At 51.8% G+C, this 12,089-nt stretch carries 12 protein-coding genes; 10 read left to right on the forward strand and 2 right to left on the reverse strand.

Annotation, left to right across the window (positions count from 1 at the left end):
• Nucleotides 1-134: 134 nt before the first annotated feature.
• Nucleotides 135-1,517: a UDP-N-acetylmuramate:L-alanyl-gamma-D-glutamyl-meso-diaminopimelate ligase gene (gene mpl / locus IBX50_RS02670; RefSeq protein WP_292253094.1), complete on the forward strand. Its 1,383-nt coding sequence runs from the start codon at nt 135-137 to the stop codon at nt 1,515-1,517.
• Nucleotides 1,514-2,134 carry a flavin prenyltransferase UbiX gene (locus tag IBX50_RS02675; protein ID WP_292253095.1) on the forward strand — a complete coding sequence of 207 codons (621 nt, stop codon included), beginning with the start codon at nt 1,514-1,516 and terminating at the stop codon, nt 2,132-2,134. The genes mpl and IBX50_RS02675 overlap by 4 nt, the downstream gene beginning before the upstream one ends.
• Here IBX50_RS02675 and IBX50_RS02680 read toward each other — a convergent pair.
• Nucleotides 2,123-3,121 carry a GGDEF domain-containing protein gene (locus IBX50_RS02680; RefSeq protein ID WP_292253096.1) on the reverse strand — a complete coding sequence of 333 codons (999 nt, stop codon included), beginning with the start codon at nt 3,119-3,121 and terminating at the stop codon, nt 2,123-2,125. The genes IBX50_RS02675 and IBX50_RS02680 overlap by 12 nt on opposite strands.
• Nucleotides 3,118-3,996 carry a hypothetical protein gene (locus IBX50_RS02685; protein ID WP_292253097.1) on the reverse strand — a complete coding sequence of 293 codons (879 nt, stop codon included), beginning with the start codon at nt 3,994-3,996 and terminating at the stop codon, nt 3,118-3,120. The genes IBX50_RS02680 and IBX50_RS02685 overlap by 4 nt, the downstream gene beginning before the upstream one ends.
• 307 nt (nt 3,997-4,303) lie before the next feature.
• Here IBX50_RS02685 and IBX50_RS02690 point away from each other — a divergent pair, with 307 nt between their 5' ends.
• Genes IBX50_RS02690 through IBX50_RS02725 form a run of 8 tightly spaced genes read left to right on the forward strand, consistent with a single transcriptional unit; the run spans nt 4,304 to nt 11,999 of the window.
• The gene (locus tag IBX50_RS02690; RefSeq protein WP_292253098.1) at nt 4,304-5,560 is read left to right on the forward strand and encodes a glutamate-5-semialdehyde dehydrogenase; all 1,257 of its coding nucleotides are present in this window, start codon (nt 4,304-4,306) and stop codon (nt 5,558-5,560) included.
• 16 nt (nt 5,561-5,576) lie between these two features.
• The gene (gene nadD, locus IBX50_RS02695; protein ID WP_292253099.1) at nt 5,577-6,224 is read left to right on the forward strand and encodes a nicotinate-nucleotide adenylyltransferase; all 648 of its coding nucleotides are present in this window, start codon (nt 5,577-5,579) and stop codon (nt 6,222-6,224) included.
• Nucleotides 6,225-6,259: 35 nt separating this feature from the next.
• Nucleotides 6,260-6,607, forward strand: a complete 348-nt coding sequence (gene rsfS, locus IBX50_RS02700; protein ID WP_292253101.1) for a ribosome silencing factor — start codon at nt 6,260-6,262, stop codon at nt 6,605-6,607.
• A gap of 3 nt (nt 6,608-6,610) precedes the next feature.
• A complete protein-coding gene (rlmH, locus tag IBX50_RS02705) occupies nt 6,611-7,078 on the forward strand; it encodes a 23S rRNA (pseudouridine(1915)-N(3))-methyltransferase RlmH (protein WP_292253103.1) in 468 nt (155 codons plus the stop codon).
• 9 nt (nt 7,079-7,087) lie between these two features.
• A complete protein-coding gene (mrdA, locus tag IBX50_RS02710; protein WP_292253104.1) occupies nt 7,088-8,959 on the forward strand; it encodes a penicillin-binding protein 2 in 1,872 nt (623 codons plus the stop codon).
• A complete protein-coding gene (gene rodA / locus IBX50_RS02715; protein WP_292253106.1) occupies nt 8,949-10,088 on the forward strand; it encodes a rod shape-determining protein RodA in 1,140 nt (379 codons plus the stop codon). The genes mrdA and rodA overlap by 11 nt, the downstream gene beginning before the upstream one ends.
• Before the next feature lie 18 nt (nt 10,089-10,106).
• Nucleotides 10,107-11,087: a lytic murein transglycosylase B gene (gene mltB, locus IBX50_RS02720; protein WP_292253107.1), complete on the forward strand. Its 981-nt coding sequence runs from the start codon at nt 10,107-10,109 to the stop codon at nt 11,085-11,087.
• A gap of 3 nt (nt 11,088-11,090) precedes the next feature.
• The gene (locus IBX50_RS02725) at nt 11,091-11,999 is read left to right on the forward strand and encodes a septal ring lytic transglycosylase RlpA family protein (RefSeq protein WP_292253108.1); all 909 of its coding nucleotides are present in this window, start codon (nt 11,091-11,093) and stop codon (nt 11,997-11,999) included.
• The last annotated feature ends 90 nt before the right edge of the window (nt 12,000-12,089 follow it).

Genomic DNA, 12,089 nt, shown 5'->3' on the forward strand with positions numbered 1-12,089 from the left:
GAGCTTTGCAACTACGGTGCTATTGCATCATGAAACTGTCTGAACCATTGGTGTAAAATGCAGCGAATAAACGCATAGGTTTAAAGCCTTGTTCACTGCTGGGTAACCCAACACTATCTGAGGTATGGTTTTTTATGCATCTGCATTTTCTGGGTATCTGTGGCACGTTCATGGGTTCCCTCGCGATTCTGGCGCGAGAGATGGGGCATCAGGTCAGTGGTTCGGATCGGCAGGTTTATCCACCGATGAGTGACCAGTTGCAGGCAGCGGGTATTCAGCTGCATGAGGGTTTTGATTATTCACCTGCAGACTTTAAGCCGGATCTGGTGGTGGTGGGTAATGTGATGCGCCGTGGTCTGCCCTGCGTAGAAGCACTGCTTGAATCAGACCTGCCATTTACCTCCGGGCCACAATGGTTGCACGATCATCTGTTGCGTGGCAGTGAACAGCCACCGCGCTGGGTGCTGGCTGTTGCTGGCACCCACGGCAAAACCACCACTGCAAGCCTGCTGGCCTGGTTGCTGGAAGATGCCGGCCTGGCACCGGGTTTTCTGATCGGTGGTGTGCCGGGTAACTTTGGTGTGCCGGCGCGATTGGGTGCCACACCTTTTTTTGTGATAGAAGCGGATGAATATGATACGGCTTTTTTTGACAAGCGCTCCAAGTTTGTCCACTACAGCCCGCGCACCCTGATTCTGAACAACCTTGAATACGATCATGCGGATATTTTCCCTGATCTGGCAGCGATTCAAACCCAGTTTCATCATTTGATGCGGTTATTACCCAGACAGGGGCGAGTGATTTATCCAGCCAGTGATACAGCCCTGAAAGCAGTGCTGGATAAAGGTTGCTGGAGCGAAAAAGAATCCACCACTCTGGATGCAACAGGGAGCGACTGGCGAGCAGAAAAATTGCAGCCGGATGGCTCTGCTTTCAGGGTGTATCTGCAGGATGAATGTCTGGGTGAAGTGCGCTGGTCAATGACTGGAGATCATAACCTGGCTAATGCGCTGGCTGCACTGGCCGCAGCGCGTCATGTCGGTGTGGAGCCACGCAAGGCGCTGGACTCACTGGCAGGTTTTAAAGGTGTAAAGCGCCGGATGGAGTTGCTGGCAGAAGTGCAGGGCGTGAAAATTTATGATGATTTTGCCCATCACCCCACCGCCATTGCCACCACGCTGGAAGGTGCTCGTCCATCCTGCAGCGGACGGTTGCTTGCCGTGATTGAACCAAGATCCAACACCATGAAGCTGGGTACCCTGCGGGATGTGCTGCCACAAAGTGTTGCTGCTGCTGATCAGGTGTTCTGGTATCAGTCGCCCCAGATGGAGTGGTCACCTGATGATCTGAATTGTGGGCAAAACTTCACTGATTTGTTGAAGTTAAAACAGGCACTGATTGACTGGGTGCAACCGGGCGATCAGCTGGTGCTGATGAGTAATGGCAGTTTTGGTGGCCTGCATCAGCAACTGGTACAGGCGCTGCAACATAAGGCTGCAGAAAAGGATGATGTATGAAATCAACCGATCAACGCGTGACTCTGGCGCTGACTGGAGCATCGGGTGTGCAGTATGGTTTGCGTTTGCTGGAATGTTTGCTGGCGCAGGGCTGTGCGGTGGATCTGATGATTTCCAAGGCCGCTCATCTGGTAATAGAAACGGAAAGTGATATCAGCCTGCCTGCCAATGCTGAAAAACTGACGGCCACCTTGCTGCAGCGTTATGAGCACTTGCCGGGACGGGTACAGGCTTATGGGCGGGAAGACTGGTTTGCACCGGCGGCTTCGGGCTCAGGTGCTGCATCCAGTATGGTGATTTGTCCCTGTTCCGCTGGCACCCTGTCGGCTTTGGCAACGGGAGCCAGTAATAATCTGATTGAACGGGCAGGGGATGTGGCTTTAAAAGAGCGGCGTCAGTTGATTCTGGTGACGCGGGAAATGCCGCTGCATCAGGTGCATCTGGAGCATATGCTGACTTTGACCCGGATGGGAGCCGTGATGATGCCCGCCAGCCCCGGATTTTATCATCAGCCCAGGCGGGTGGAGGATCTGGTGGATTTTGTGGTGGCGAGGGTGTTGGATCACCTGGGTCTGGATCAGCAGTTGATTCAGCGCTGGGGTGAATCAGCGCTTTAAATCCGAGTTTTCCAGATTGTCTTCCACGCGTTCACTGAGAGAGTGGTAACAGCTATCACCAATACGCTTCCAGAAGCTTTCAGCAGCTTCAGCGGGTTGTAAAACCAGCGGGGTGATGGTGATATCCAGAGGGCCGGCATCACAAACCAGCTCGCGCAGCAGTTGCTGATAAAGGCGGGCGCGTAGTACAAGTGCACCGTTGATGGTGGTGTTGGGCAGCAATAACAGCAGGGTTTGTTCGTCATAACGGTAGGCTTCATCACCTGCCCGGCAATTCTGACGGTTGATGTGGCTGGCTTCGCGAATAAAACTGTTGGCCGATCTTTGACCCAGCTCTTCCAGTATCTCTGGATACTGATGCAATTCAACCAGCAGTAATGCCAGGGGTTTCTGGGTGGTTCTGGAACGACTGACTTCTGCGTGAATGCGGGTGTACAGATGACGCCCGTTAAAAAATCCAGTGACGAAATCCTGTCCTATCAGTTGTTCCAGTTGTGAGGTTCTGGAGCGGTTATGAATACCATATAACCAGGCTGCACTGGTCAGTAGTAGGTAGTGGGCAATAAAAAGCAGCATTTGTTCGGCGGAGTAGGATTGCAGGCGTAGATTAAGCGCACCGGCCAGTAACAGCAAACTAAAAGCCAGAGAAGTGGAGTTGGGCAGCAGGTAAAAGGCAATCAGCGGATACAGCAGGCCGATAAAATGCCACTGGGCAAAATCAATCAGGCTTTCTGGTTGCAGCAGCAGGAAAACACCAAGGCAGAATAGTGCAATAATCGCTGCGGGATCATGCCTGAATTGGGTTGAGACCTGCCAGCGCCACAAGGCTAGTCCCAGAAAAATGGGTGTCAGCAGTGCAGGCAGTAAAATGGCTTCATAATAACCGGACAGATAAACCTGTGTGGCAAGCAGCGCCAATCCACAACCGATCGCTGCATAGAGTGCTGCGGTGACTTTTCTCAGCTGCTGGCTGAACTCCTTTCTCATGCACTTGCCTCCGCCGCACAGGTAGATCGCAGGTTTTCTTCTGCGCTGAGTTCCTGCATGCAGCGGTGCCCACGAATTGTAAGGTGAGGCAAAGCAGTTTGTAATTGTTTGATCCGGGTATTCAGCTGTTCTGTTGAGGCTAGCGGGATCAGAGCAAAAATTTGATGCTCTTCAGCCAGATACAAACCCTCAAATATAGAAAACTCAACAGCCAGTTGATTACTACTGCTCAGATCAAAAAAAACACCCTGTGGCTGGCAAAGGCAGATCAGACCCAAAAAAGTCTGTTCACGCTGGGCGCGCTCCAGCTCCTTGTGCAAGTCGGCGAGTAGCTGTTGGTAATTCAGCAGTTGGGTGCGCGGATCTCGGTTGAGTTGATCCTGTATTTTTTGCTGACGCAGATGATGCGTAAAGCTGTAAATCGAAGTGAGCAGTATCACCAGCCAGAAAGCAGTGAGAAAAGCAGCACGAAAGGCACCTTCCAGTTGCAGCATCAACAATAGGTTGGCACTGGCTGCAAAGATGACTACAAAACCCAGCCCAATCCGGAAGGGCAGCAGCGCAAAAGCTAAAAAAGGATAAAGAAGATGCAGGCTTAGATAAATTTGTGATTGCAGGTGTTGAGATTCTAATAACAGCAGCAAAGAAAGCAGGGTGTAAAGAGTAAAAACAAAAACGCTGATGCGAAGATGGGTGTGTTTGTTGATGAGCTGGTGTGGGAGAATAAAAAGCGCAACAAGCAATGCACCAGCCAGATACAGGCTGGCAGTCATATGGCTCCCATCATGAAAATGCCAGGCACTGAGCAGCAGAAAAAGACTGCTGGCAAGTAGCTGGCACCAAGTGAGCGTGCGTATGGACTCGAATAGTCCCATAAGCTGGTAAAACCCTAAGTTTAAATTCTCACACCGTTAAGCGGTGCTCCCAGCCTTGGTACGTTGCTGCTGTAAATCTGAGCGTACTGCCAATCCGGCTGACCTGACCATCCCCTGGCGGCGGTATTGTAACACAATGTTAACCCGTAAGGAAACAGGGTTGTAGACAGAATTGATCAAGAGGCTAGGGTAACGCTTTTGCCTTGCGTATAATGTCGGCAGCTTCACAAAACTGAAAAATATTCATCTTTAAAAAGTGGCTTTATGTATTGGATAAAGCTGGATAGATCGATAAAGAGCATAAAAAATGAATATTGCTGAATATATGCAAACTTTGGGGCGTCAAGCACGTGATGCGTCCAGACATCTGGCGCGGGCAGCAACCCGTGTTAAAAATGCCGCACTGCTGGCGACTGCCAATGAGCTGGATGCCAACCGTGATGAGTTGCTGGAGGCCAATGCTGAAGACATGAAGGCCGGTGCAGCACGGCAACTGGATGCGGCACTGTTGGATCGTCTGGAACTAACACCTGCACGTATTGATGCCATGATTGAAGGCTTGCGTCAGGTCGCAGCTCTGCCAGATCCGATTGGTGAAATCACCGATATGAATTTTCGACCCAGCGGCATCCAGGTAGGACGCATGCGAGTGCCACTGGGTGTGATTGGTATCATTTATGAATCCCGCCCCAATGTCACTGCTGAGGCCGCTAGTCTGTGTCTTAAGTCTGGTAATGCTGCGATTCTGCGTGGTGGTTCTGAGGCCATCCGTTCCAATCAGGCGATTGCCCGTTGTCTGATGCAGGGTTTAAAAGCCGCCGGATTGCCGGAAACCGCTGTGCAGGTGGTGGAAACCACCGACCGTGAAGCGGTGGGTCAAATGATTACCCTCAGTGAATATATTGACGTGCTGGTGCCCAGAGGCGGCAAGGGTCTGATTGAGCGCATTTCAGTTGATGCACGCATTCCAGTGATCAAACACCTGGATGGTGTCTGCCATGTTTATCTGGATCAGGACGCTGACCACAACAAGGCGCTGGCTATAGCCATCAATGCCAAAACTCATCGTTATGGCACCTGTAATACCATGGAAACCCTGCTGATCCACGAAAGTCGTGCGGCCAGCCTGTTGCCTGCCTTGGCTGCTGCTTATAAAGACAAGGGTGTGGAGCTGCGCGGTTGTGCCCGCTCCAGACTTTTTGCTGCAGATATGCTGGCTGCCATTGATTCCGACTGGACTACCGAGTATCTGGCTCCGGTGCTGGCGATCAAAATTGTTGATTCGCTGGCTGATGCCATCAGCCATATTAATGTTTATGGTTCTCACCACACGGATGCCATCGTCACGGAAAACTTCACTCGTGCACGGCGGTTTCTGGCAGAGGTTGATTCCAGTTCAGTGATGGTGAACGCATCCACTCGTTTTGCAGATGGGTTTGAATATGGGCTGGGTGCAGAAATTGGCATCTCCACCGACAAAATTCATGCTCGTGGTCCGGTGGGGCTGGAAGGCCTGACCTCGCAGAAATACATCGTGTTGGGTGATGGACACATCCGCCAGTGACCAGCGGGATCACGGCATGAAAAGCTCACTGGTTTTGATGTATGGTGGAACCTTTGATCCGGTGCATCATGGTCATCTGCGCAGTGCGCTGGAGCTGACTCAGGTGTTACCCGTGAGTCGGGTGCATCTGATTGCCTGTCAGCTTCCTCCGCATCGCGATCAGCCGGGTGCCAGTGGGGCTCAGCGTCTTGCTATGTTGCAACTGGCGACTGCCAATGAACCCTTGCTGATTGCTGATGACCGAGAGTTGCAACGCGAAGGACCATCCTGGTCAGCAGATACCCTATTGAGTCTGCGCGAGGAGTATGGCAGCTTACAGCCTTTAGCCATGGTGCTTGGTTGGGATGCTTTTCTGGGTTTGCCTCAATGGTCTCGCCGTGAAAGCCTACTGGAGCTGGCGCACCTGATTGTTGTGGCGCGACCTGGACAGATGCATGAGGCCAGTCCGGAGCTGTTGCAACTATTACAACAACATGAGCTGAAACCCGGTGAACAACTGAATGCCACTCCGGCAGGTCGAATTCTGCGCCTGAGTTTGCCCAGTGCCATGCAGGTATCAGCAACCTACATCCGGCGCTTGCTGGGTCAGCAGGCTTCAGCTCGTTATCTGCTGCCGGACACCGTCATTGAATTTATCCGTACCAACCAGCTGTATCAACCCTGATTGGCTGGTGGCACTCAAAACTCCATGGAGTAACAATGCAGCTTGAAGAAATGAAACAGCGGGTACTAACAGCACTGGATGACCTGAAGGCAAAAGATGTAGTGGTGTTGGATGTTGCCGGTGCAACCAGTGTGACTGATTACATGGTCATTGCCAGTGGTACATCTTCACGGCAGGTTGCTGCCTTGGCTCAACATCTGGTGGATGAAATGAGACAGCAGGGTGTGTCGGTACTGGGTATTGAAGGGAAGGATACTGGTGAGTGGGTGCTGGTGGATCTGGGTGATGTGGTGGTGCATATCATGCAGCCGCAGACCCGAGAGTTTTACGAGTTGGAAAAACTCTGGGGGGCTTTTGCCACCCCCGCAATACATCAGGCCTGAGTTTTGAAAATACGGATTCTGGCAGTAGGCCAAAAAATGCCCAGCTGGGTGGAACAGGGTGTGAGTGAATACACCAAGCGCCTGCCGCCTGATTTTCGGGTGGAATTTGAAGAAATTCCGCTGGGTGCCAGACGGCCAGGCAGTGATCTGAAAAAAGCCCTGGCGCAGGAGTCGGATGCCTTGCTGGCTAGAATTAAAGGCAAAGAAAAAGTCATTGCGCTAGATGTGCTTGGCAAATCCTGGAGCAGCGAAAAACTGGCGGAAGAAGCGGCAGCATGGCGTATGGAAGGACGAGATATTGCACTGTTGATTGGTGGGCCGGATGGTTTGTCGGATGCCTGCCTGCAAAAAGCAGAGCAGCGCTGGTCATTATCCGGCCTGACCTTGCCACATCCACTGGTTCGGGTTTTGCTTGCTGAACAGCTGTATCGAGCCTGGACACTCTTGTCCGGCCATCCCTACCACCGCTGAGATGTCACGATGGAATTTCGTCGCCAGATCAAAGACCCATTAAAGGAAGGTCGGATTTTTCAGTTCCGGGCACGCCTGTTGTTGCTGTTGGCGATGTTGCTGTTGGCTGTATTGCTGGTTCGCATGGCCTACCTGCAGGTGTTTCAATATGACCTGCATGTCAGTCGGTCGGAGCGTAATCGAACCACGGTGGAAGCCATGCCACCCACTCGTGGTCTGATTTATGACCGTCACGGGCAGCTGCTGGCAGAAAACCTTCCTAGCCACAGTTTGACACTGACGCGTGAGCTGGCGGGTGATGTTGGCCTGGTGATTCGGCGCATCTGCCAGATACTGGAGATGGACGAAGCCTGTGAAGCCGCTTTGACTGAACGCAGCCGTCAGCGCCGCCGCCCATTTGAACCAGCACTGCTGGTTGATCAGTTGACGGAAGAACAGATTGCACGAGTTTCGGTCAACCGGCATCTGCTTCCGGGTGTGGAGGTTTCCGCCCAGTTGCTGCGCCATTATCCCGGTGGATTGGCCATGTCTCATGCGTTGGGTTATGTGGGGCGTATCAGTGAAGAAGACATGGAGACACTGGATCGCCGTGCGTACAGTGGCACTCACTATATCGGCAAAACAGGCATTGAACGTTTTTATGAAGACCAGCTGCACGGGCAGGTGGGTTATCGCCGGGTCGAAACCAATGCCCGTGGTCGAGTGATCCGTGTGGTGGATTCCGAACCACCCAGTCCCGGTGTGGATCTAACCTTGCATCTCGATGCAGCCCTGCAGCAGGCGGCTTACCAGCTGCTGCAAAACCACCGTGCCGCGCTGGTTGCCATCGAACCTGCAACAGGGGGCATTCTGGCGCTGGTCAGCACACCCGGATATGACCCTAATGCTTTTATCGGCGCACTGGACTCCCATTCATTTGAGCGGCTGCGCCGGGATACCCAATTGCCTTTGTTTGATCGAGCCAGCCGTGGGCAGTATGCACCGGGTTCCACCATCAAACCTTTTCTGGGTCTTGCTGCACTGGAGCAGGGGACTATCACCCGCGAAACCGAAATTTTTGACCCCGGTTTTTACCAGTTACCCAATGATGATCGTCTTTATCGCAACTGGCGGCGTCAGGGCCATGGGGTGGTTGATCTGAGCCGCTCCATTGCCGTTTCCAACAATACCTTTTTTTATAATCTGGCATTTAATCTGGGGATTGATGAAATTTCTGCTTATATGCAGCAGTTTGGTTTTGGTGAACGAACCGCGCTGGATGTGCATGGTGCACGAGAAGGCTTGATGCCTAGTCGCGAATGGAAACGTGCCACCCAGCGCCAACCCTGGTTTCCGGGCGAAACTCTCAGCACCGGTATTGGCCAGGGGTATTGGTTGACTACACCCTTGCAGTTAGCCACAGCCACGGCGGTACTTGCCAACAAAGGGGAGTGGATTGCACCGCGTTTCCTGCAAAAGTCCGAGCCGGAAAACCGCGTACAACTGCCGCAAATCAGCAAGGACAATATCGAACTAAAGGACCCGGAAAACTGGCCTTACATATTCAAAGGCATGGTTGATGTTATGCATGGCCGGGAAGGAACTGCTCGTGCATCAGGTCAGGGAGCGAGGTATCGAATTGCAGGCAAAACGGGAACAGCTCAGGTTTTCAGTCTCAGTCAGGATGAGGAAAGCCCCAGGGGAGATCTGCCGGAACATCTGCGTGATCATGCCATTTACATGGGGTTTGCGCCGGCTGAAAATCCACAGATTGCTCTGGCGCTGATCATAGAAAATTCCGGGGGTGGCAGCCAGGTTGCGGCACCCGTTGCCCGCCAGATCTTTGACCTGCATCTCACTCCTGAACGTCTGGCTCAACTGGAGAAACCCCATGCCCCGTGATTTTCAGTGGCACCTGCCCGGCGCACAATACCACCTGAAGCGTAAAGAAAACCTGCTGACCCGTATTCATTTGGATGGTTTGCTGTTGCTGGCTCTACTGATGTTGATGGGTGTTGGTCTGCTGGTGTTATACAGTGCCTCCGGTGGCAATATGGATATCACCCTGGCTCAGGGATACCGTTTTGCACTGGCATTACTGGTAATGATAATGGTGGCACAGGTGCCGCCACGTTATATGAAACGCTGGGCGCCTGTCGCTTATGCCATCACATTAATTCTATTGTTGGCGGTGTTGGTACTGGGAACCGATGCCAAGGGTGCACAACGCTGGCTGGTACTGGGGCCAGTGCGTTTTCAGCCATCTGAGCTGATGAAACTGGTGTTGCCTTTAATGCTGGCATCTTATCTGTCCCAGAGGCACCTGCCGCCGGGCTGGAAACATCTGTTTATTGCTGCAGCGCTGCTGGTGGTGCCGGTGCTGCTCATTGCTAACCAGCCAGATCTTGGAACCTCTGTGCTGGTGGCGGCAGCTGGTCTGGTGGTACTGTTTTTGGCGGGTCTGAGCTGGAAACTGATCTTTGCTTTTTTGGCACTGGCTACAGCTGCTCTGCCAGGGCTTTGGTGGATGATGCAGGATTATCAAAAAAACCGCGTGTTAACCTTTTTGAATCCTGAGCGTGATCCGCTGGGAACTGGATGGAATATTATCCAGTCCAAAACAGCTATAGGTTCCGGGGGACTGGAAGGCAAGGGTTGGTTACAGGGCACTCAGTCACGCCTGGAGTTTTTACCGGAGCGGCACACCGATTTTATTATTGCGGTGCTGGCTGAAGAAACTGGTCTGGTGGGTGTCACCCTGCTGTTGTTGCTTTACTTTTTCATCATCTGGAGAGGCATGTTGATTGCCATGTCGGTTGATGGAACTTTCAGTCGCTTGATGGCTTCAGCAGTAATATTAACTTTTTTTGTGTATGTTTTTGTTAACATAGGCATGGTGAGCGGATTATTACCGGTTGTTGGTGTTCCGTTACCGCTTGTTAGCTTTGGAGGCACATCCAGCCTGACGTTAATGGCTGGTTTTGGTATTCTTATGTCGATACATACACAAAAGAGCCTGCTCAATAAGTAACTGGCTCAGGGGGTTCAGATGATCTTGATGCGTTTTATGGGGCTGATGCTACTGAGCCTGTTTGCTTCAACCTTTGCTGTCGCCAGTCTTTATGACCCTGCAAAAAGACAGGATGTTGCTGACTTTATTGAAGAAATGGTACGAGATCAGGGGCTGGAGCGAGATCAGCTACAAAAGCTGTTCAGTGACACACAAAAGCGACAGGATATTCTGGATCTGATAGCGCGTCCTGCCGAGCGGGTGCTGGAGTGGCACGAATACCGTGACATATTTGTCACAACGCAGCGGATCAATGCCGGCAAAAAGTTTATGGAACAATATGCCGATGCTTTGCAACGCGCCGAGCAGGAATATGGTGTATCACCGGAAATTATTACCTCCATTATCGGGGTTGAAACCTTTTATGGTCGTAATAAAGGTCGGCATCGTGTTATTGATGCTTTGGCCACCCTGACTTTTGATTACCCGCCGCGTGCTCCATTTTTCCGCCGTCAGCTGATCGAGTTTCTTAATCTGTCCAACCGTTATGGTTTGAACCCTCGTGTACCGATGGGGTCTTATGCAGGCGCAATGGGCTATCCACAATTCATTCCCACCAGTTATCGTGATTTTGCCGTGGATTTCGATGGTGACGGCTTTGCTGATATCTGGACCAATCCGGTGGATGCCATAGGGTCTGTAGCTAGTTATTTCAAAGCTCACGGCTGGCAATTCGGGCAGCCGGTAGTGATGACAGCACAGCTAAAAAATACCAGTGAACTACCGGAATTACGTATCAACCGATTTAATCTGCAGTCCCTGGCTGATTTGCAAGCTGCAGGTATTGTGCCTGAGAAAAAACTGCCACTGGAAACCAAGGTCTTGCCGATGGCTTTTGCATTAAAGGATGGTGAGTTGCATTTGCTGGGATTACAGAACTTTTACGTGATTACCCGTTATAATCACAGCAGAATGTACGCCCTTGCGGTTACAGAACTTGCCGAGGCTTTACGGAACTAACCCATGCATGCTCGCTCTTTAATGCCCATTTTGTGGTTATTACCTTTTGCTGCGCTGCTCAGTGGCTGCTCTGTGGGTGGTGGCGGTGGGGTTTTTGGTGCCCACAGCCCAGGCAGCGGTGGTGGTTATACCCTGCAGGACAAGATTGTAAGTTCTGGTGGTGGGCGATACACCCAGCGTATTGACAGCAAGCCGGTGAATCCACCTGATGTCTCACGTGTACCTGATGCAGTGCCAATCCCTGAGCCTAAAAGCCGGGGGGGCAACGCACCCATTTATGTGGTGTTTGGGCAGACTTACCGAGTGATGGAGTCCAGTCGGGGATTTACCCAGACAGGGATAGCCTCCTGGTATGGCAGTAAATTTCATGGGCATCAGACCTCCAATGGTGAAATCTACGACATGTACGCCATGACAGCTGCACATACTCGTCTGCCACTGCCGACGTATGTCAGAGTGACCAATCTGGATAATAATCGCCAGGTCATTGTCAGAGTGAATGATCGCGGCCCTTTTGTTGGGAATCGTGTAATAGATTTGTCTTATGCCGCAGCTCATCGACTGGATATGCTAAAAACCGGAACAGCAAGGGTGCGTATTGAAGCCATAGATCCAGTGCAGTGGCAGGCTCAGAATAAACGACGCAGTAATCCATCACCGGTCATGGCATCAACCCGTCAGGCTGATAATGTTTTTCTGCAGGTGGCTGCTCTGGGTAATGCTCAGGCTGCCCAGCGATTACAGCAAAGAGTACAGGACCTGACTCAAGCTCCGGTTCGGGTATTGCAGGATTCAGGCAGTAGCAGCCTCTATCGCGTTCAGGTTGGTCCACTGCAAGGGGCTTCCGTTCAAACTGCCATCCAGCAGCTTGAGGCTACAGATCTTGGGCGTCCCATTTTGGTACGCCAGTAACTTTTGTCATTTATAACGGCTTTAGAAGCTGATAAACATCAACGAGGTTGAACAACCAGATGTCTTTTATTTGTGGTCAAAACCAGCAGA

Source organism: Marinospirillum sp., from assembly GCF_014859565.1.